23 protein-coding genes and 2 pseudogenes are annotated in these 19,246 nt (G+C 53.2%); all 25 read right to left on the reverse strand.

What is annotated here, in order from left to right:
* Positions 1-129 precede the first annotated feature (129 nt).
* Positions 130-270, reverse strand: a complete 141-nt coding sequence (locus tag ACO4XG_RS10255) for a TMEM175 family protein (RefSeq protein WP_485129707.1) — start codon at positions 268-270, stop codon at positions 130-132.
* Positions 267-491: a helix-turn-helix domain-containing protein gene (locus ACO4XG_RS10260; RefSeq protein ID WP_485129708.1), complete on the reverse strand. Its 225-nt coding sequence runs from the start codon at positions 489-491 to the stop codon at positions 267-269. Before ACO4XG_RS10260 ends, ACO4XG_RS10255 begins: the two co-directional genes overlap by 4 nt.
* Positions 492-648: 157 nt before the next feature.
* Entirely contained in the window at positions 649-2,133 is a 1,485-nt protein-coding gene (locus ACO4XG_RS10265; protein WP_485129709.1) for a glucosaminidase domain-containing protein, read from the reverse strand.
* A gap of 1 nt (position 2,134) precedes the next feature.
* Positions 2,135-2,548, reverse strand: a complete 414-nt coding sequence (locus tag ACO4XG_RS10270) for a phage holin family protein (RefSeq protein ID WP_485129710.1) — start codon at positions 2,546-2,548, stop codon at positions 2,135-2,137.
* 106 nt (positions 2,549-2,654) lie between these two features.
* Positions 2,655-3,614 carry a hypothetical protein gene (locus tag ACO4XG_RS10275; RefSeq protein ID WP_485129711.1) on the reverse strand — a complete coding sequence of 320 codons (960 nt, stop codon included), beginning with the start codon at positions 3,612-3,614 and terminating at the stop codon, positions 2,655-2,657.
* A complete protein-coding gene (locus ACO4XG_RS10280; protein WP_485129712.1) occupies positions 3,583-5,127 on the reverse strand; it encodes a glycosyl hydrolase family 18 protein in 1,545 nt (514 codons plus the stop codon). Before ACO4XG_RS10280 ends, ACO4XG_RS10275 begins: the two co-directional genes overlap by 32 nt.
* Positions 5,127-5,690 carry a hypothetical protein gene (locus ACO4XG_RS10285; protein WP_485129713.1) on the reverse strand — a complete coding sequence of 188 codons (564 nt, stop codon included), beginning with the start codon at positions 5,688-5,690 and terminating at the stop codon, positions 5,127-5,129. The genes ACO4XG_RS10280 and ACO4XG_RS10285 overlap by 1 nt, the downstream gene beginning before the upstream one ends.
* Positions 5,691-5,885, reverse strand: a complete 195-nt coding sequence (locus ACO4XG_RS10290; protein ID WP_485129714.1) for a hypothetical protein — start codon at positions 5,883-5,885, stop codon at positions 5,691-5,693.
* Between the two features lie 4 nt (positions 5,886-5,889).
* Complete coding sequence (locus ACO4XG_RS10295; RefSeq protein WP_485129715.1) at positions 5,890-6,909, reverse strand: phage tail spike protein; 1,020 nt, start codon at positions 6,907-6,909, stop codon at positions 5,890-5,892.
* Positions 6,879-7,724 carry a hypothetical protein gene (locus ACO4XG_RS10300; protein ID WP_485129716.1) on the reverse strand — a complete coding sequence of 282 codons (846 nt, stop codon included), beginning with the start codon at positions 7,722-7,724 and terminating at the stop codon, positions 6,879-6,881. The genes ACO4XG_RS10295 and ACO4XG_RS10300 overlap by 31 nt, the downstream gene beginning before the upstream one ends.
* Complete coding sequence (locus ACO4XG_RS10305; RefSeq protein ID WP_485129717.1) at positions 7,667-8,374, reverse strand: hypothetical protein; 708 nt, start codon at positions 8,372-8,374, stop codon at positions 7,667-7,669. The genes ACO4XG_RS10300 and ACO4XG_RS10305 overlap by 58 nt, the downstream gene beginning before the upstream one ends.
* Positions 8,375-8,380: 6 nt before the next feature.
* Positions 8,381-9,160, reverse strand: a complete 780-nt coding sequence (locus ACO4XG_RS10310; RefSeq protein WP_485129718.1) for a distal tail protein Dit — start codon at positions 9,158-9,160, stop codon at positions 8,381-8,383.
* A 1-nt stretch (position 9,161) separates the two neighbouring features.
* Positions 9,162-12,275, reverse strand: a pseudogene (locus ACO4XG_RS10315) (phage tail tape measure protein).
* A 39-nt stretch (positions 12,276-12,314) separates the two neighbouring features.
* Positions 12,315-12,458: a hypothetical protein gene (locus ACO4XG_RS10320; RefSeq protein ID WP_485129719.1), complete on the reverse strand. Its 144-nt coding sequence runs from the start codon at positions 12,456-12,458 to the stop codon at positions 12,315-12,317.
* Positions 12,455-12,832, reverse strand: coding sequence for a hypothetical protein (locus tag ACO4XG_RS10325; protein ID WP_009322312.1), 378 nt, complete (start codon positions 12,830-12,832; stop codon positions 12,455-12,457). Before ACO4XG_RS10325 ends, ACO4XG_RS10320 begins: the two co-directional genes overlap by 4 nt.
* A 13-nt stretch (positions 12,833-12,845) precedes the next feature.
* Positions 12,846-13,427: a major tail protein gene (locus ACO4XG_RS10330; protein ID WP_485129720.1), complete on the reverse strand. Its 582-nt coding sequence runs from the start codon at positions 13,425-13,427 to the stop codon at positions 12,846-12,848.
* Positions 13,428-13,429: 2 nt separating this feature from the next.
* On the reverse strand, positions 13,430-13,759 hold the full coding sequence (locus ACO4XG_RS10335; protein ID WP_485129721.1) for a hypothetical protein: 330 nt from the start codon (positions 13,757-13,759) through the stop codon (positions 13,430-13,432).
* A 112-nt stretch (positions 13,760-13,871) separates the two neighbouring features.
* Positions 13,872-14,252: an HK97 gp10 family phage protein gene (locus tag ACO4XG_RS10340; RefSeq protein WP_485129722.1), complete on the reverse strand. Its 381-nt coding sequence runs from the start codon at positions 14,250-14,252 to the stop codon at positions 13,872-13,874.
* A complete protein-coding gene (locus tag ACO4XG_RS10345; protein ID WP_485129723.1) occupies positions 14,249-14,602 on the reverse strand; it encodes a phage head closure protein in 354 nt (117 codons plus the stop codon). The genes ACO4XG_RS10340 and ACO4XG_RS10345 overlap by 4 nt, the downstream gene beginning before the upstream one ends.
* A complete protein-coding gene (locus ACO4XG_RS10350) occupies positions 14,602-14,892 on the reverse strand; it encodes a head-tail connector protein (RefSeq protein WP_485129724.1) in 291 nt (96 codons plus the stop codon). Before ACO4XG_RS10350 ends, ACO4XG_RS10345 begins: the two co-directional genes overlap by 1 nt.
* Positions 14,893-14,958: 66 nt before the next feature.
* On the reverse strand, positions 14,959-15,183 hold the full coding sequence (locus ACO4XG_RS10355) for a hypothetical protein (RefSeq protein WP_485129725.1): 225 nt from the start codon (positions 15,181-15,183) through the stop codon (positions 14,959-14,961).
* Positions 15,184-15,196: 13 nt separating this feature from the next.
* Positions 15,197-16,381: a phage major capsid protein gene (locus tag ACO4XG_RS10360; protein ID WP_485129726.1), complete on the reverse strand. Its 1,185-nt coding sequence runs from the start codon at positions 16,379-16,381 to the stop codon at positions 15,197-15,199.
* 15 nt (positions 16,382-16,396) lie between these two features.
* On the reverse strand, positions 16,397-17,173 hold the full coding sequence (locus ACO4XG_RS10365; RefSeq protein ID WP_485129727.1) for a head maturation protease, ClpP-related: 777 nt from the start codon (positions 17,171-17,173) through the stop codon (positions 16,397-16,399).
* On the reverse strand, positions 17,100-18,434 hold the full coding sequence (locus tag ACO4XG_RS10370; RefSeq protein WP_485129728.1) for a phage portal protein: 1,335 nt from the start codon (positions 18,432-18,434) through the stop codon (positions 17,100-17,102). Before ACO4XG_RS10370 ends, ACO4XG_RS10365 begins: the two co-directional genes overlap by 74 nt.
* A gap of 19 nt (positions 18,435-18,453) precedes the next feature.
* Positions 18,454-19,246 (reverse strand): annotated as a pseudogene (locus ACO4XG_RS10375) (terminase TerL endonuclease subunit); the annotation flags it as partial.

A 19,246-nucleotide genomic window follows, 5' to 3' on the forward strand; every position in this document is an offset into this window, starting at 1 on the left:
TACCGATGGCTAGTCGGGAATTTACGCCTTTGGAGTGCTGTACAAACGCCAGCAGCCTGTCTTTTGGCGGCGAGAGCGAGTACGATGAACAAGGAAGTTTCTAAGGCATAAACACTTTGATCTATGTTTTTAGTAGCAGAAGAAATCCGACCTGAGTGCCCAAAACGATGCCCAGTCAGCTGCCTCCGGTTTCTTAAGTTCCAGCACCAATATTGTCATGATGATCGCCAATATCGCATCCGTAAATGCACTGAGTCTTTCTTTGCTCATTTTTCAGCGGCCCCTTTCTTCTTCACATAGACAAGCTGGATGTCGTAGCCCAGCTTATCGAGCATATCCACAAAGACCTTATTGATGATGCCCTCTTTCTTGTTTATCAGCCTACTAACATACGGTGCGGAGGTGCCAACCATCTGCGCCAGCTGTGCCTGTGTGACACCTTCTTCCAGACATTTTACTTTTACATCGATCTCAAGATTGTTCTTAATCATATCTTAGCTCCATTTCGTGCAATATTTTTTCACTAGTCGGATATTTTATTATATCGCAAATTTATTAACATTTCTACCCTCAAGCAAAAAAAGAGCCTGTGAACACTCCACGAACGGGAATGCCCACAGGCTCTCAGATAAATTCAGATATTCTGCATCATACACGGACTGTATAATCCAGCGAAATCCATCCTGCGCCGCTCTTCAGCCGTCTCCAGTCGGCGGTCGATCCTTTGCCGGACTTGACCTCGACGATAGTGTAAATTCCAACGGGGATATACTGCGTCCTTGCGTAGTCCGTCCCCGGTGCTTTGCGGATATTGAGGTCAGAGATGCTGACCTTCACGAGAAACGGCACGGCGGTAGTTGTTTTCGGTGTGTAGATGTTTACACCGTTTACATCAAACACACTATATCCCGGATTGGCATCCGCGCACTTCTTGGCATTGTCCAGAATCTTGAACGCGCCTTTCTGCGACTTGGAGTCTGCCCAGGTCTTACGGACGCGATACCAGGCGATAGCAGTTTCCGACTCCTGCGCATCGTACTGCGTGAGGTTCCACCGCTCAATGATGGAGCAGAGGTTCTGTACATAGGTAAGGCTCGTGGCGTAGCCGCCGTCCTTGATGATCTGTACGGCCTTCTTGTAGTCGGTGCAGCCCTTCAGACCGTCATAGCGGAGTTTGCTGCCGTTCTTTGCACCGAGCAGATATGCGGAATGGTCTGCAATGGAATCCTCCACGCACGGATATTTGTGGAAATCTGCCGTGATCGTCTCGTAGCTGCCGTCCGTATTCTGCTCCTTCGTCTGCTTGGTGTACTTGCTTTTGCCGTCCCAGGTCGAACCGCTCCAGGTGTTGCCGGAGAGGGAGCATTTCATACCGAACACATTATTGGCGTTCTGCGCCAGTTCCGATTTGCCGTAGCCGGATTCGAGGATGAACTGCGCCATCGAAACCGATGCAAGGATGCCCGTTTGCTTCTGATCTGCCGTAAACAATGTCCCCACACTCTTTACAACATCCGTCTCTGAAAGCGGAGAAAAAGCCATAGCCTGTGTTCCCAGTGTAGTTGTGGCACCATCTTTACTATCGGTACCACTACCGAGAGCAGCCGTTACCTTCTCGGCGAAATCGCCCATCCTGGCATACATCCAGTTGCCGGGACAGCTTTTGTTTGCGAACCAACGATGAACGGTCAGGATCATCTCGCCGGACTTCGGCTCATAGTTCAGAGTCTTGTCCTTATCGCCGAGCCACAGGAGCTTCGTCTTGCCGTTGCGCTTGCAGATATCCACGCACAGCTTAATGAGCGTCTGATATACGATGTCACGGAATGCATAAGGCTCCGTGGTGTCGGACGCGCACTCGATTGTAATAGCCCTCTGGTCGTTGGCACTGGAGGAAGAACACCAGGAGCGGTTCTTCTCCTCCTCATACATCCCGACACGGCCGTCCCTGTCAATGCCATAATTGCCGGACGCTTTCGTGGAGGTTTTTTCAAACCACTCTCCAAGCCCCTCCGCAGTACACTGACCGACTACGCAGTGGGGAGTGATGCGGTCAATAGAATGCGTCCGCTGCCCGGAATGGTTCGGGCTGAGTTTGGTGTATGCCACCATAGAACTGTTTGTATAAGCCATGTCACTCGTCCTCCTTTTCCGATCTGTCATGGAGCTGCTCCAGCACCGCTTTCAGCTTTTCCGGGATAGGCAGTCCAAGATGTGCGGCATTCTCCGTAAGGCTCACGCCCTCATTGGAGATGTAGAAAAAGATCACTGCCGTGCGTAGGACGCTGCCCGTACCGATGACCTGCACATCGAGGATGTTGGCGATCCCCACAAGCAGGAAAATAAGCACCTTGCGGCAGATACCCTTGAAGCCGACCTCACTGGACAGCTTCTTGTCCGCAATGGCACACATGACGCCCGTGATGTAGTCCACGGTCACGAAAACCACAAGAGCAATGAGCAGACCGTCACAGCCGCCGAGGAAGTAGCCGAGCCATCCGCCGATTGCCGTAAAGATGAGTTGAATGGTGTTCCAGAATTCTTTCATACGCTTGTACCTTCCTTTCTCTGGTTGAAATTTTTTATGAAAAAAGCGACTGCCCGAAAGCAATCGCTGATCTCCGAAAGATAGTGTTTTCAGTTGTGTTGTATCGTCAGACCTGTTTCGGCAGCCACTCCCAGAGCCGCAGATCCTCCTGCCCAAGGGACCACATACACATCCCCCTGAGATTCCACCGATAAGCCGCCTCGTTCGCCCAATAGACGAGGGAGTCCACATCCTGGTAGTAGAGGATGGAGAAGCCGTCCGCGTCGCCGAGGAACAGGCGGGATATCCAGATGTTGATATCCACGGGGATGACCATTGCCTGATAGTCGTTCCCGCAGGATAGTGAAGTCATATCATCCGAATGGAAAAAGTCATAGTCCATCGAAATGTCCTCGCTCCTGGTGGACGCTTCCTCCACATCAGCCGTCAGTGTGAATACCTGGAACTCGCTGTCCCATGTACAGTTGCTCCTGCTGATACGGCCGTAGGATTTCTGCGTCCCGTTCGGCATCACTACATCGAACCGCTCATAAGGCTCATATGTCCAGGCATCCCCAAGGCGCACCAGTTCACAGATTGTCCTGTTGTCGGAGCGATATCCGGCATAACCGCCGGAGAAGCCGCTCACCGTTGCCGTGAACCGCAGCGTATAGGATGAACCGGAATACACTCGCACCTTGTTTCCCCGGATACGCATCTCCACCGTGTACATGGACGGATCAGTCCGAAGGTCTGCGTTTGGCGTCCTCGTGATTTCCTGACTGTAGCTGCCAAGGAGCGTGGAGCCGCCCCATAGCTCCATCGCCTGATTATCATAATTCAGACAGCAGAACAGAGCTCCGCAGAATATGCCTGCCTTGCCGCTGCCGCTTGCAGGGAACGCCAGCCTTGCCCGCAAGTGGATGTCGGAAAAGCCGTCATACTTCCAGGCAAGTTGTCCCTTGCCGTCAAGCTGGGAGTAAACTCGCTCCGTGGAGTATTCATCCGACCTCCATACCTCAAAGGAGCCGGACAGCGTTGTCCAGTAGTTCGTTTCAAGAACTCCGTAGTCCCGGAAGTCCCTCATACCAGACAAGAGCCGAATCGGGCTTTCGGCGGAGCATTTCAAGCGTCAGACGAAATCCTCGGTCGGGACCGACCATGCTGCCATCCACGTCCTTGAACTGCCGTGGGGAGAAGGAATAGGTCGCTTCTCCTGCGGACGGTTTCTCGGAAAACGATGAGCAGACACGAAAACCATAAAACTGTACGCCTTTGACATCGACAGAAATCCTTATGGTATGCGTTCCAGCTGAAAGGCTCACGCCGCTTGCAAGCGTAGTCCAGAAGGTAGTTCTCCAATACGGCCACCACAAGCGGCTTTCCGTATAGTGCCTGGTCGTTCCGTCAAGCGAAACATAGATACCGTTCTTATCCCAGAAGGGATAACAGAGCCGCACCGCTACGTCATAAGTTCCCGCCGTGCTGACAGTAAAGTTATAGGTTACCGAGCCTTCATCGCCGAGTGTGGCGATGCCGTTCTCGATGGATACAATGCCGGATGCGCTGGCGTAGTTGCCGCCGTCATGGTCGATGATGATATTTTCAAACTCCGTTTTCTGCTGCTTGCTATATGCGGTCAGATAGTGCCTGCCGTTATATGTCCCCGACATCTGCGGATACTCGTAGCTGTCAGCGTCCCGTCCCTCCATGTAGTCATATACATGAGGGAGCGCCCACGGCACTTTGTTGTTATCATCCCAATAGCCCACGAACGGGATAAAGGGCTGCGGCGGCTGATCGTCCGTGAAGTTATACACGCCCTTCAGCCAATTCTGCGCGGCATAGTAGGTCTGCGAAGTGCCGCGATAGGTCTTGCCGATGTTCTCCGGCTTGTCGTATATCTGCCAGTTCCATCCGTAAGCCGGCATTCCGAGAAACACCTTCTCTGTATCCATGACCTGCGATGCGTAATCGTAAATACCCTCAAGCCACGAACGTGGGGACACCGGTCCCGGCGCGGAGCCTGCCCATGCCATGCCGTAGCTCATGATAGATGCGGTATCACAGTAATTATTTAGATCGGCATACACGCACCAGTTCTCGCCGCCGACCGAGCCGTTGACCGAAGTCATACCCGGCAGACAGATATTCATCAATTTTGAGGAATCGTATGCATTGACCATGTTGTAGATATTGCGGAACATCGCAGTGGACGCTTCATGTGTAGAGTAGCCATCACCTTTTTCCAGGTCGATGTCCACGCCGTCACACCACGGATATTTCTGCATGATACGGACGATCTCCGAGAGGAACATATCCTGCGCGCCGTTCGTGTTATCCCGCAAGGCACGGAAGATGCTGTTCGTTCCGTCATTCGCCACGGTCAGCAGCCTCTTGATATGCGGATAGCGGTTGATGTAGGTCATCATTGACGATATGGAAACGCCTGTCTCGTAAATCTCCCCGGTAGCCCTGACCTTGAAAGAGAACAGCCCGATCTGGCTGATGCGGTCACCATAGTCCCGCAGAGCGTTATACATTCTGGTGTTGCCCATGAAAGTCCACACCATGATTTTCTTTCCCTTTAATGTGTCCATCAGAGCAGTTCACCTCCATCGTCCATTTCCTGCATTGAATATAAAAGCTGTGCGGATTTCCCCTGCGGGAGGGATACGATGTGCTTGGAATCCCACGCCGCACTGTATTGATAGAATCCGTACTTCGTTTCTTTCACACCGTTCCTTGTGCATTTTCTTGTCGATGCCAAAAGAGCCACATCGTCCCCGGCGTTCATTGCATTCGGGAAGGTGGCTTTCTGACCACCGACACCCTGCGCCAGCGTGACTGAGCCACCGTCCATCCTTTGTTTCGGATAGAGGTGGATATCCAGCCCCGCCGAAGTGCCGCCAAGGTTTAAGAGGATCACGGTTTCTTCCGAACGGACGATGCCGTTAAACCACACAGGATCATTTTCTGATTCCTTCAATAATCCCTTCGTGTGAGGCGTATATCCCGACAGCATATCACCCTCTTGGAGCATAAGGTCGGTAAACCATACATTGCCCTCGCAGTCTGCGACCACTGGTCGGACAGTGATATTCACGACCCGCTTATCCTCTTTCTTCGATATGACTTCTACAAAGCGTTCAAAATCAGCCATTTAATCACCGTCCTGCGTCCATTTTATTTCGCTTACATGACCGACCCAGCCGGAGGCAAGGGAGCCGTCCCGCAAATTCATATCCGTGATGTATACCGTCCCCGTGCAGTCATTCACATATATCCTGACGGTGATCTTTGCGACCCTGCCGTACTGCGGACTCACTGTGCCATGCACATGGGTAAAATTTGCCATAGCGTCACACCTCCGTATCTGACGAGGATATGAGGTCTATTGTCCTCGTTTCCGTGCTGCCGTCCTCGTACTCGATCACGATTTCCACGCCGACCTGTCCGCTGCTGCCAAGACTGAGGTCTTCCGTCGCGATCTGCGCGGAAAATGTATAGCTGTCACGGTTAGAGGGAATGACCGTCTGCTCCATGTACTTGGTGGCGTTGTACGTGCCCTCGCACTTGAAGGATGCCGTGCCTGTCACGTCGTTATCCCCATCCACCGAAAAGCCGGAATTCGTCCAATAGGCAAAGCCATCGTCTCCGCGGGAGTTTTTCAGATGGTTGAACGGCACAAAGTTCTGCAGCTGCTGGTTGTCGATGTAGTTCGCACCCTCAGGGACATCTGCGGCAGCGTCCCACTGTGACGTGGAATCACCAAGTTCACGGAGCGTTGTGGAAAGCTCCAGCACCGTGTTCCAAGGCTCCTGCAGGTTGTATTCCCGGCGGACAATCCTCGTTTTGATGGAAAGGTCTAAATCCTCATCCACCACCATAACCGTATCGCCAAGGTTCCATGCCTCATACTCATAGCCCGTCAGCACGGTCAGATCCATCGCTTTCAGCACATAGGAAATTCGCGGCGCCGCGTAGTCCGCAAGGCGCATATTGGCAGACTCCAACATCTGATAAGGATTCGTGAAATTGGAGCAATCCAGCGTTTTAATGCGTACCTCACTTGTATAGGTGAAGTCCTCCACATAAGGCTTTCCGTCATTGATATTGGCAAAGGTCATGCCGTCCGCACCGACAGCGTAAAGTCTCGTGATAAGACTCGTGGTGTCGATCACCCTCTGGATGGACTTCATATTTTTCCTGTAGCAGAACAATGCCCCGGAGTCCGTGCCGGAGAAGGTCAGCAGGTTCACCAGCTTGTTGGCGTTATCAAAGATCAGGTCGCCGCCGTGGATGTTCTGCACATGGCGAAGAATAGAGAGCGCGTTATTCTCGGTCGATGTCAATGTCCTCTTGGTGCTGACATTGACCACGCCGTGAAGGTGCTTTCTTCCTTCTTGACGGAGAAAGACAGATCATAGAACGCCGCCTCCGCATACACGGAGGTGATCGCCTTGCCGCTCTCGTCCTTATCATCCGTGACAGTACGGATGCGGTAGGTATCAGATACGATGCGCACCTGCTTTTCGTTCTCTACATACTCACGCTTGCTGTCCTTGAAAGGCAGCTTGAATTCCAGCGTATCGATGCCGTTGATCTCGCTGGTGACAATGATGTCGTAGGCGTTCTCAAGCACAGCCTCTGCGGTATCATCATCCCCAAGGATAACGGGACGCGCATAGCCAAGCTGCGAATACAGCGGTTTCGAATTGTCATACAGGCTGACAGCCGTCAGCACCGGCGTCCTTGCCGTATTCGTGGTGGCAAGCGTGATGCGGTATCGGATGTACTTTTTTGACGGAGACTGCAATGCTCCGCCCGTGCCGAGGGAAATCCAGTCCGTCCAGGTGGCAAGGTCATCCGAGGTCGATGTCTCGACCAGCGATACGGACGTCACGCCCGGAGATGTCTCTGCCTTGACAGAAACTCTGCCTGTGCCGCTTATCCCGCATTCCGTGGCAGCTGTCACAAGCACACCGCTTTCAGCATAGATGCCGCCCGTTGCTTTGAGCGTGACCGTATCCTCTGCGGTCAGACCATCTACATCAGAATCCGTATCCGCGCCATTGGCAGAGAGGGATTTCAGGAACCACTCGGCAAGATCATCCGCTGTCAGATCCGTATCACAATTTAAGAACCAGTCGTCAAAGCAGCCGCATACCAGTAGGAACTGTTCAGCATTCCCCATATAAGGTCTGCCGTACAGGAACGGTTCAGTTCACCCGTGAAGGTCAATGCGAATGATTTCCACACCGCGCCGCTTTCCCTGCTGCCGAGTACATACCAGGCTCTCTTGCTATCCGGCTCGATTACAGCCGCGATGAAGTACCACTTGGCATTTTCCAGATTGAACGATGGTGTGACCGAAGTATCCAATATCAGAGTGCCGGAAGAATTGTAGAGCATCAGTCTCGGCTTGCCACGGATAAGGGACAGATAGAAGATCGGCTGTCCCGTGCCGCCCCTGGTAGAGAGGATAGGCGTGTATGTGTTGCCTACGGAATAGGTGGTCGGACGCATCCATCCGCCCACGATAATCCGCTCCCCGATATTTGAAAACATACTCCCGTCATTAGACACACGCAGACAGGTCTGCTCTGAGGACGGATTGTTGATGTTCATCTGAAAGTAATTACCGAGATGCCCTGTTTTAAAATCGGCGGTCGTTCCGCTCCATTTGTTGATGTAGGCGTTGCGTCCGTTCCCGGAGGAGTCCGCCGTGCAGGTGTTCGCATCCGGTTCAGATTCATTGAAGCGCCACAGTCCGTCCTTTCCCCACGATGTAGGGAATTGCCCGGTAAAGGCATCCTGTGTGTTCATCGTATTTTTTAAAGCCATACAAAATCACCTCCAGCGGCTCCTCGCCGATATTTGAAGTTCCGTAAAGGTCACCGTACTGCCGGAAATAGCCACCGTGACCGTATTTTCTCCCACGTCCAAAGCAGGAAAATTAAGTTCTGATAAAAGCGGCAGACCATTCCGGAGCGTATCACCGTTTGAGTCTACAACCTTTGCCGTCATGAAAGCCGAGTCGATGACCAGCGTTTCTCCGGTAGAAAGTTTCCCTACGATCTTTAACTCGCTGTCGTTCGTGGTTATCGTGATGTATGTGTCCGTACCGGAGAGGATCACTCCCTTCAGCGAATACACCGGCAGGGAGTAAGCGTTCCCAAGGGAGCGGGAAACCGTATGTGTTCCCACGCTCCCAATATCGTATGTCTCATCCGTGGCTGCATAGGCATACGGATCGGGACATAAGAATGTCAGGTTAAAGGTGCAGGAATTCCTCACCGCCTTGTCAAAGGAAAAGCCCTCGTTCAGCCTTGCGGAATATACCCGCCCCGGCTCCTTGTCAAGGACAAGCGGACACAGCCCGTTGTCAGGATTGAGCCACGCAATGATATCGTCCTTCAGCGAGAGGAAGTCCTCATCGCTTTTCCCCGGAGGGATAAAGCAGGAAATCTGTATCTTCCTCTCGCCGATGGTCTCCCCGAAATCGAAAACGCCCTCATGCCCCGGCATGGTGATGGTATTGTTCCGCAGGTCCGGCATACGGTTTTCAGTTGTAATTCTTGTGGCGATCCCCATAGACTGGGAAGTCGTACCATTAAATGAAAATCCCATATCAAATATATCCTTTCGCCCGTCTGCCGACATTTAAGAGCGTGTTCAGCTGCTGAGATATCTTGCGGATATCATCATCGCTCCTTACGCTCATTTCCTGTATGTTGATAAGCGGCTGGTCACCAGAAAGCGACAAAGCCGCGCCCTGCACCGCATCCTGTATCATGGAACGCAGTGAGGACACGCCCACCACAGCCTCGTCTCCGGCTTCTCCACCGCCGAGGAGTGTTCCTCCGCTTTGGCCGAAGATTGTGGCGTCCTTTAAGATCATGCCGCCGGACATGGCCTTTTTGTACCATTCCACGGAGAAATGCGGAATGGACGGCGGGTTCAGCGAGAAGCTGCCGGAAATGGAGAAATGCGGCAACTTGATCTTCGGCAGACTCCAGCTGAAGTTGAACACCGATTTCAGCTTGTTCACGATGCCGGAAACCGTACTCCAGATAGTATTGAACACATTTGAAATGGTACTTTTGATGCCGTTCACGATATTGGAGACGGTACTCTTGATCGCATTAAAGCCATTGCTGATACCTAACTTCATCGTGTTGACCACATTCATGACCGCCGTCTTTATGCCGTTCCAAACAGAAGTGACCACGCCCTTTACAGCATTGAAAACAGTGGAGGTTGTGGTTTTTATGGCATTCCAAGCCGTAGAAATTACGGTCTTTATCGCATTCACCACGGTTGTAATTGCCATCTGGATAGCGTTCCAAACCGTAGAGATTGCCGTCTGGATGGCAGTCATTACAGTAGTTACTGTATTTTTTATGCCCTCCTATGCTGCAGAAACAAAGCTGCTGATCGCGTTGACAACAGTGGTAAATACATTACTGATCGCCTGCCATATTGAAACGAAGAAATCCTTGATGGCTGTCCATACTGCGGTCGCTGTATTTTGTATTCCCGTAATAATGCCGGAGAAGAAGCTGCTAATGCCGTTCCAGATTCCTACAAAGAAATCCTTTATCGAAGTCCAGACCTCATCCCATGAAGTCCCGAACAGACCGAGGAATGCGTCCAGAATGCCTTTCAGCGTATTCGTAATATTGGTGAAGGTATTGCAGATAAAGTCCCAGGTAGAAGTGAAAATCCCCTTGATTCCGCTCAACGCCTGATCCCAATCACCTGTGAAGATGCCGACAAAAATATCAATAATATTGAGTATCAGATCCATGGCATAGGACAACACGTTTGCAATCTGCTGGAAAGCGCCCTCAAACATCGGAGCAAGTATGGAACAAAGGCCGTCCCATACTGCTTTTATAACCTCTCCGATATCTGAAAAACTGAATCCCAGCTCATTCAGCTTATCCACGATGCCCTGCGTGAACGCCTTGAATTTCTCGATAAGCCCGTTCCATATCTCAGTGATGGCGTTGCGGAAATCCTCGTTCGTGTTCCACAGATAGATAAAGGCCGCCACAAGCGCAGTGATAGCAGCAATGACAAGCCCTATCGGATTTGCCGCCATCGTTGCATTCAGCCCCATCATTGCCGTTTTGACTGTGGACATAGCAGATGTTACTTTCGGAATGATCGTCATGATCGTACCGACCGATGAGATGACTTTTCCCACGATAATCAGCACGGGACCGATCGCCGCCACGACAAGCGCCACCGTTACGATGATCTTCTGCGTCCGCTCATCGAGGTTATTCAGCCAGTTCACGAAACTCTGAATGTGAAAAACGATGGACTTGATATACGGCATCAGAATCTGACCGATAGAAATGGCAAGTCCCTCCAGGGCAGATTTCAAAAGCGTCAGCTGTCCCTGCAGGTTGTCAAGCTGTGTGTCCGTCATCTGCTGCGCCGCCCCTGCGGAATTGGTGATGGAATCCTGCAAATCATCCCATGTATCACCCGTGTTGGCGAGGAGCGCATTGACGGACGCAAGGTCGGTCTTATTGAAAATCTTACTGATGATGTTGTTCTTTTCTTCGGCGGTCATACCGTCCATCGCCGTGTTCATGTCGCCGAGGATATCATTCAAGAAACGCATATTTCCTTCGGCATCATAGACCTGGACAGACATATCGCCCACAGCGATAGCGCCATTCTCACAGCCCTCCTGCAAGGAGAGGATGACGTTACGAAGGTGTGTGCCGCCCTCGGCTCCCTTGATACCGTTATTGGCGAGGATACCGAGCGCCGTGTTCAGTTCCGCCGTGCCGCCCCTTACATTTCTTGCGGTCGCACCGATCTTAAGGATGCCCTCGCCAAGCTGCTCCACGGAGGTGTTGGTGCTGGATGCTGTTTTCGCCATCTGGTCGACCATGATATCCGCATCGGAAGTTTCCATGCCGAGAGCGGACATGGCATCCGTCACCATATCCGACGCCATGGCAAGTTCCATACCGCCTGCGGCAGCAAGGTTCAGAACGGTGGGCAGTGTATCGCACATCTGCTGCGTATCATATCCGGCGAGTGCGAGGTAGTTTAACGCCTCGGCGCACTCCGTGGCGGAGAACGCCGTAGTCTCACCCATCTCCTTAGCAAGTTCGGTAAGGGTATCCATCGTATTGACAGACTGCCCGTCCACTTCGGACATGGCATCTTTGGTGATACCCATCGTAGCCTGTACCTGGCTCATTGCAGATTCAAAGTTTGCCGCCGTAGTGACAGCAGCTGTACCGAGAGCCGTGATGCCCAAGGTCACGGGCATCATTTTCTTTCCTACGCCGGAAATCGTATCGCCCACAGACTGGAGTTTCTCCCCGGCGGCAGTCATTTTCGTCATTGCCGTAGAGGAGTTATCCAGTTCCTTCTGCAGGTTCTTCAGTTCGTTTTCTGTTTCTACAATTTCCCTCTGCCAGGCGTCATACTGCTGCTGTGTGACCGTGCCGTTCTTCAAGCCCTCATCCATCTGATCCTGCACGGATTTCAGCTGCGTCAGCTTGTCCTTCGTTTCGGAGATGGCAGTCTTGAGTAACTGCTGTTTCTGCTGAAGGAGCGTTGTATTCGTAGGATCCAGTTTCAGTAGCTTGTTTACATCCTTCAGCTGTGTCTGCGTGGACTTTATCTCTTTGTTTACGCCGGACAGGGCTTTCGAGAGGCCGGTCGTATCGCCGCCGATTTCGACTGTTATGCCCTTAATTCTGTCAGCCATGCGTCCTGCCTCCCTTCGTTAAAATCTGTCCATCTGCTCCTAGGTAGCGACCTGCGCGTAGTCCCAGTCGTCATTTGACATTTCCGCATACATATCGTTCACCGTCCCGATGGTGAGCAGGTCGAGCTCCGAAATGGAAAGCCCGATCTGCACACACCGGAGCAGGAACAGCGGCGTTGTCATCTCCCTTTCCGTGGCGGGACGTTTTTTTTAGACTCGACCTGCTGCTGCGTGTTGATGCCCCACAGTTCAATGATTTGCGGAAGCACCTCGTAGATAGAAAAAGTGTTGAAGCCGTCCAGCCACTCTTCGGGAGAGTCCGGAACGGCGGAATCGGCGTGCCTTGCCATGAGCCACGCAATGTTCTCGAAAAGTTCCAAAGAAAAAGTGTCGAGGTTGGATTCCCCGGCACTGTTCTCATCGATGCCTTTCTGAAGTTCATTCAAGTCACGGTAAATGTCCCTGTGGAACTTGTTTCTGTAAAGCCGTGGAATGGCTGCGGACGCACGGAAAGTCACGTCCTTGCCGTCAACGGCGATCGTTTTTGTTACTGCCATGATTCAGCCCTCCTTACTCGCCACTGCTTTCGGTCGAAATCTCATATACCGAGTTGTACCATGCGTCATAGACAGCCGCCGTGGTGTTCGTCCCGGTCTTGACCTTCACCAGTCCGCTCGGCAGAGGAGAAACAGTCAGCGAGAGCGTTTCCGTCTGCACCTCGGTCGAGTCCTCGCGGGTATTGCCGGATACGGAAGGACGGCTCGCCGAGCAGTAATACATACAGTGGCGGATCTTCCTCTGGTCACCCGTGAATTCAAAGAGCAGGGCAAAATGCTCCGGCTCCACGTCCTTGTTTTCATAGAGAACGCCGTTGCTGTCCTCGGTTTCGTGCATGATGTCCGTAAGAAAACTCTCCGGGATGAGCGCAAGTTCCAGATCGCCGGAATAGCCGTTGTTGTCCGATACCATGTAGTACACGGAATCATCGGCGTAGAACGGCTCGTTTTCACCCTCCGCGTCAAGCGAAAGGGAAACGGCACCCGGCATAGCCACGGGCGTGCCGAATGTGGCGGTATCGTCGTCCGCAAGCGTGACCAGGGCGTAATGGCAGTTCTTCAGACCGAACTTGACTTTGTTCTTTTTCGTTGCCATAGTCAGTTACCTCCTAAAATTTCTGTTTGATAAAGCACTTCGTACATCTTTTCCGATTCGATCCAGTACTCCGACTTCTCATAAGGAATCTCGTAGGAGTCCAGGATGTCCTCGATTGTTTCTTCCGTTTCCGGCGACTTCTCGTCCGTGTACAGTTCGATGTTCAGCTGTTTGATCTTCTGCCACACCTTATTGTCGGCGAACATATTGTCCGTCCCCGGAAAAAGGAAGATTAAAAAAGGCGGATCGGGACTTTCTCCCTCCGCAAAATGGTCATAGACAAGAGGAAGGTTTGCCTCCTCCAGCATGGTTACGATTTCTTCGTGTGTCATATCGTCCTCGCAAACTCCATATCATTCGTTTCCGCACAAAGTGCGAAAAGCTCATTCATTCCGTTGCTCGTCCTCTCCCCAACAAGCCTGACGGCTTGCCGGGGACCCCATGTTACCCCTTCAGTTTTTGCTCGATGGTCTTGACCAGCTTTTCGTTTCCTGCCTGTTTGGCGGGAGCGATATGCGGTCTTGCCGCCACCCTTCCTCCGCCGCGCTTGGCGTGGCCGTGTTCCAGAAGGTGCGCTATCTGATAGCGGTTTTTGGAATGCACCACCAGGTCGATGGTCTCCGAGGATTCCTTCATGGTCTTTACCGACCACGATTTCTTGTATTTTCCCGTGCGTGACGGAGCGGATGCCTGGATGTCCTTGCGTACCGACTGCGCTGTCTCTTTCACAGCGGCTTTCAGTTCATCAGCAGCAAGTTCGGAGTACTTCGTCAGTTCCTCCATGATGGCGTCCGCCATGCCGTCCACGGATACCCGGCGGCTCATGACTTGCTCTCCAGTTCGCAGGAAAACTTGATGCTGTTATGCTTGAAGCCCATCGGGTTCACATAGATGATGTTGTAGGTCTTGCCCTCGCAGACGATCCTGTATTTCGTGGACTCCACGGCGGCAAGTTCGGAACACCACTTGCAAGTAAAGGAAAGGGACTCTTCGGAGCGGATAACAACGCCCGTGCTTTCGGAGCCGATCCCCGTGCCGCTTACCGCATTGTTGGAGCCTGCGGTCACCCAGCAGGAGAAATAATCCGCCCAGCCGTTCTTGTGGTTCCCGTACTTGTCTACGATGACCGTATTTTTCTGGAAGGTGACTCGCACCCGCATGGCTGCGATATTCATCAGAATCCCTCCTCCCGTATGCCGAACAGAAGGGAGCGCAGCGTCAGGTTCAGTGCGCTGTGGTCTGCCTCCTCACGATGCTCATAGAGATATGCGACCGTAAAAAGGATGGCTATCCGCACACCGGCAAGGGTATCCTCATCGGCGGCATCCCAGTCGTCATCCGAGAGCCGTGACATATCCTGTACCAGCTTTTCCGCCGTAGATATAAAACTTGTGATAAGGTCATCCTCATCGGAATAGTCCACACGAAGATAGGTTTTTGCCTCATCAAGCGTAATAATTTCCATAGTCTCACTCCCTTCATAAAAGCCGCCCGCAGGATTGCTCCCACGGACGGCTCGATTGCCCGGTTATTATTCGTCCGCAGCCATAAGCCCGGCAGTCTTCAGCTTTGCCAGCAGATCATTGAAGTCCTCTTTCAGAGCAACCACAGTCGTTGCCTCGCTGTCTGCCTGGTTTTCCGCAGGCGTGGAAAGGAGCCCCTCCACAGAGGCTCCCTCCTCGATGATCAGCGTTCCGCCGATAGGGGTGACATCGCCACCCTGTTCGGTATAGTTTTTTGCGTTATACTCGCTCATAGCTTCGTCCTCCTTATGCCTTCATTTGCAGGAGCTGGATGCCCTCGGCGAGGATGACCTTGCCGTCCACGCGCTCCGTTGCCACATAGCCGATCTGTCCGTTGGTAGCGTAAAGCTCGTTCAGACGCTGAACAGTTCTGCCCGCACGGTCGCCGATCCAGTAGTTCTGGAAGTCGCCAAACGCAACGGTATACGCGCCCGCCGCCATAGTAGGCGCATAAGGCGAGGTGTAAAGGTCGTAGCCGAGCAGCTTGTCCGGCTCTCCCGCCTGGAGGGAAGGCTGCCACAGATAGACACCGTTGCCGTCCTTCAGCTTGCGGATGGCAGAGATAGTCGCGTCGTTCATGAGAAACTTTGCGTTCCTGCGGTACGGAGCCTTGAGTGCGTACACGAGGTTGATAAGCTCATCTGCAGTGATGGCGTTGTTTGCCGCAGCGGTCACGCCGACTGTGCCGCCGTTGGCGGTAAAGATGCCTGTAGGACGCCCCGTGCCGTTACCCACGCAGAACGCCTCTTCCTCGGCAGCACCGAACGCCCTGGCGAACTCATTGGCGATATACTCCTCAAGAGGGAACGCCGCATCCTGCAGGAGCTCCACGCTGATGCGGATAAGGTCGGTGAGCTTATAGGCGTCGATCTCCTTCTGGCCGAAGGTCGGATTGCTCTCGGTGAAAGCTGCATTCTCAGCAGTCCAGTTGGCTACCGAATGGCCAACGGAAATCGGGATCTTCCTGTCATTCTGAGTCGTGATGACCTTGGCAATGGAACGAACCACGTTCACTGCGTCAAGCCCGGTCACGATATCATGCTCGAATTCCTCCGGCACGAGATAGCCGCCGTCCGCGTCGGTGCTTTCGGAAAGCACGTTGTGGATGGGAGCCTTTCCGCGAAGGTGTCTGCCAAAGTCCTCCTTATAGGCATTGGACGCACGACCCTTCTTCTCCTCGGTATTACCGGGCTTCTCAGGCATGCCGGTGAGCGGCTTGCCCACGGGCTTGTTCAGTTCCGCCTCGATGGCATCCCTGCGCTCCATGCGGCGGATCTCGTTGGACATGTCGTTCAGATCCTGCTCCATAGCGGAATAGGTGGCATCATCCTCTACGGACAGCACACCCTTGTCGTTTCTGTGGGTATCGAGGAAGCCCTCCATCGTATTCCACAGCTTTGCTCTCTTCTCACGCATTTCGATAATAGTCATGATGATTTACCTCCGTTAAATAAAGTTTTTGATCGTGTTGAGGCGGGCTTTCAGCTCATCAACCGAGCGTCCCGCCGGTTCCTCCGGCTGTGCCGGTGTGTCGGTCTGCGCGTCTGCCGGGATATCGGCTTTCTGCACAGGCTTTGCCTTGGCAGTGATCTTGTTCATCAGTGCCGCCTGTACGGTCTTCCTTGAAAACGCATAGGCGGGTACGGCAATGTCAGCTGCCTTCTCATCTTCGAGAATGCCATCCGCAAAGCCCAGCTCCACAGCCTTGTTTGCGTTCATCCAGGTCTCCGCATCCATGAGGTGTGACAGCTTCGCCCTTGTCAGGCTGGTCTTAATCTCGTAGGCATTGATGATGCTCTCCTTGACCTCGTCCAGCATCTCGATGGCTTTCTGCATGTCCTCATGGTCGCCCATAGCGATGGTCGCAGGATTGTGGATCATCATCAGCGCCGTGGGAGCCATCAGCACCTCGGTTCCCGCCATTGCGATGACGGAAGCCGCAGACGCCGCGATGCCGTCGATCTTGACGGTCACGTCATCCTTGTAATCCATCAGCATGGTGTATATCTGGCTTGCCGCAATGCAGTCTCCGCCGGGCGAGTTGATCCACACGGTCACGGGACCGCTCCCGGCAAACAGCTCCTCACGGAACTGCGCTGGTGTGATGTCATCATCGAACCAGCTCTCCTCGGCAATCGTGCCGTACAGTTCAAGCACCCTTGCCTCGGTTCCGCCTTCGCCCACCTGGTTCTTCCACGCCCAGAACTTCTTCGTCTGACTCATTGGCTTCTTCCTCCTTCCCTTGGTCAGTAGTTGTATCTGCAAAAGCACCCGCCTTGTTAAGCGGGAGCATATTGCCATTTACGAGGTAGAGATCGCCGCCGTCTTCCGCAGGAATTCGGTCAAGGTTCTCCAGTTCCCGGATGTCGTTTGCGCTCATCCAGCCGTTCTGCCTTGCCGTGGCATATCCGCTCATACGGCTCTGGTAATCTCCACGGAGCAGCCCTTCCACGTTGAACTTCACAAAGTATGTTTTCTTCTCCTCCGGCGTCAGGAGCGTCCTCTGTATGGACTGTTCCCATCTGACCACCCAGGGATCGAGCGTGTACTTCACGAACTCAAGGGACTGCTGCTCTATATTGGAAAAGCTCGACTTCTCAAGGTCGCCCACCATGTGCGGCGGTACTCTGAAAATCCGGGCTATTTCATTGATCTGGAACTTCCTTGTTTCCAAAAACTGCGCCTGTTCCGGCGAGATGGAGATAGGCGTGTATTTAAGCCCCTCCTCCAGAACGGCGATCTTGTTGCTGTTCGCCGACCCTCCGAACTGGCTCATCCACGATTCCCTGACCCTCTGCGGATCCTTAATCGTGCCGGGATGCTCCAGCACACCGCTCGGCGCCGCGCCGTTTGCAAAGAACTTGCTGCCGTACTCCTCTGTGGCAATCGCAAGCCCGATGGCGTTCTTTGCCATCGCAATCGGCGAGTAGCCCACCAGTCCGTCAAAGCCGAGTCCGGGGATATGCAGCACATCGGAAGGGTGGAGCGTCACCGTGTAGGTGTTGTCCTTCGGCAGCTCTTCCTGAGATTTCTGATAGGTGTAATAAAGCTGTCCTGTCTCATCCCGGCTGACAGTCATCTTGTTCGGCATCAGCGGATACAGCGCCACGACCTCGCCCTTGCCGTTGCGGATGATCTGCGCATAAGCGTTTCCCCACAACAAAAGATGAGTCATCAGTGTTTCCCTGAACACGAATGAACTCATCTCCGGGTTCGGCTCGTCATGGAGCAGAAGGTATAACGGATGGTCGAGTGCTTTTTCCTTGCCGCCGTCATCCTTGTAGCGGTACATATGGAGCGGAAGTCCCGCGATTGCCTCCGACAGGATACGCACACAGGCATACACCGCCGTCATCTGCATTGCGCTCCGCTCCGTCACCACCTTGCCGGATGAGCTGCCGCCTATGTAAAAGGCGTACCTCGAACCGACCGTGCTGTCGGTGGGCTTATCCCTTGACCGAAATAAACCGCTGAATATTCCCATATCTCATCACGCTCCTTCCTCATATAAACAAAATCCCACGGGAGTCATACACGCTCTCGTGAGATTCATTGCCGCACCGGATCGCCCGGTCGAGTGCCATGATGGTCGCAATCGCGCCATCGATCTTTTCTGTCGATTTCTCCTTGTCCGCCTTGATGTTCTCGGCAGGATCGGTGCGGATGTAAATATTGTCCATCATCCACCGCAGGACGGGATGTCCGCCGTGCGCGATCTTCTCCTCCAAAGTCAGCTTCATCAGTTCCTTGGTCGGCGGGGACATATCCTTGAAGCCCTGTCCGAACGGAACAACCGTGAAACCCATGCCCTCAAGATTCTGCACCATCTGCACCGCTCCCCAGCGGTCGAATGCAATCTCGCGGATGTTGAAGCGGTCGCCCAGCCGCTCGATGAATTTTTCAATGTATCCGTAGTGAACCACATGCCCTCCGTGGTCATCAGAAGTCCCTGCCGTTCCCACAGATCATAGGGAACATGGTCTCGCTTTACACGAAGGTCAACGGTTTCCTCCGGTATCCAGAAGAACGGAAGAATGCTGTATTTATCCTCCTCATCCTGCGGCGGGAATACCAGAACGAACGCCGTGATGTCCGTGGTACTTGAAAGGTCAAGCCCGCCGTAGCAGATGCGGCCCTCCAGGTCCTCCTCATTAATCGGAAAGGCGCAGGCGTCCCGCTTGTCCATCGGCATCCAGCGCACAGCCTGCTTGACCCACTGGTTCAGCCGCAGCTGCCGGAAGGAGTTCTCCTCGCCGGGATTCTGCTTGGCAGACTCGCAGGCCGCTTTCACTTTGT

Source organism: Stomatobaculum sp. (assembly GCF_057248925.1).

Coding starts and splice junctions, on each gene's coding strand:
- ACO4XG_RS10355 (WP_485129725.1), bottom strand. CDS start 15,183: ATGAGCGAGTATAACGCAAAAAACTATACCGAACAGGGTGGCGATGTC.
- ACO4XG_RS10300 (WP_485129716.1), bottom strand. CDS start 7,724: ATGGGGAATGCTGAACAGTTCCTACTGGTATGCGGCTGCTTTGACGAC.
- ACO4XG_RS10255 (WP_485129707.1), bottom strand. CDS start 270: ATGAGCAAAGAAAGACTCAGTGCATTTACGGATGCGATATTGGCGATC.
- ACO4XG_RS10370 (WP_485129728.1), bottom strand. CDS start 18,434: ATGGGAATATTCAGCGGTTTATTTCGGTCAAGGGATAAGCCCACCGAC.
- ACO4XG_RS10305 (WP_485129717.1), bottom strand. CDS start 8,374: ATGGCTTTAAAAAATACGATGAACACACAGGATGCCTTTACCGGGCAA.
- ACO4XG_RS10285 (WP_485129713.1), bottom strand. CDS start 5,690: ATGGCTGATTTTGAACGCTTTGTAGAAGTCATATCGAAGAAAGAGGAT.
- ACO4XG_RS10265 (WP_485129709.1), bottom strand. CDS start 2,133: ATGGCTTATACAAACAGTTCTATGGTGGCATACACCAAACTCAGCCCG.
- ACO4XG_RS10365 (WP_485129727.1), bottom strand. CDS start 17,173: ATGAGTCAGACGAAGAAGTTCTGGGCGTGGAAGAACCAGGTGGGCGAA.
- ACO4XG_RS10290 (WP_485129714.1), bottom strand. CDS start 5,885: ATGGCAAATTTTACCCATGTGCATGGCACAGTGAGTCCGCAGTACGGC.
- ACO4XG_RS10345 (WP_485129723.1), bottom strand. CDS start 14,602: ATGAATATCGCAGCCATGCGGGTGCGAGTCACCTTCCAGAAAAATACG.
- ACO4XG_RS10360 (WP_485129726.1), bottom strand. CDS start 16,381: ATGACTATTATCGAAATGCGTGAGAAGAGAGCAAAGCTGTGGAATACG.
- ACO4XG_RS10275 (WP_485129711.1), bottom strand. CDS start 3,614: ATGAGGGACTTCCGGGACTACGGAGTTCTTGAAACGAACTACTGGACA.
- ACO4XG_RS10335 (WP_485129721.1), bottom strand. CDS start 13,759: ATGACACACGAAGAAATCGTAACCATGCTGGAGGAGGCAAACCTTCCT.
- ACO4XG_RS10320 (WP_485129719.1), bottom strand. CDS start 12,458: ATGACAACGCCGCTGTTCCTGCTCCGGTGTGTGCAGATCGGGCTTTCC.
- ACO4XG_RS10310 (WP_485129718.1), bottom strand. CDS start 9,160: ATGGGATTTTCATTTAATGGTACGACTTCCCAGTCTATGGGGATCGCC.
- ACO4XG_RS10350 (WP_485129724.1), bottom strand. CDS start 14,892: ATGGAAATTATTACGCTTGATGAGGCAAAAACCTATCTTCGTGTGGAC.
- ACO4XG_RS10330 (WP_485129720.1), bottom strand. CDS start 13,427: ATGGCAACGAAAAAGAACAAAGTCAAGTTCGGTCTGAAGAACTGCCAT.
- ACO4XG_RS10270 (WP_485129710.1), bottom strand. CDS start 2,548: ATGAAAGAATTCTGGAACACCATTCAACTCATCTTTACGGCAATCGGC.
- ACO4XG_RS10260 (WP_485129708.1), bottom strand. CDS start 491: ATGATTAAGAACAATCTTGAGATCGATGTAAAAGTAAAATGTCTGGAA.
- ACO4XG_RS10340 (WP_485129722.1), bottom strand. CDS start 14,252: ATGAGCCGCCGGGTATCCGTGGACGGCATGGCGGACGCCATCATGGAG.
- ACO4XG_RS10280 (WP_485129712.1), bottom strand. CDS start 5,127: ATGGACACATTAAAGGGAAAGAAAATCATGGTGTGGACTTTCATGGGC.
- ACO4XG_RS10325 (WP_009322312.1), bottom strand. CDS start 12,832: ATGGCAGTAACAAAAACGATCGCCGTTGACGGCAAGGACGTGACTTTC.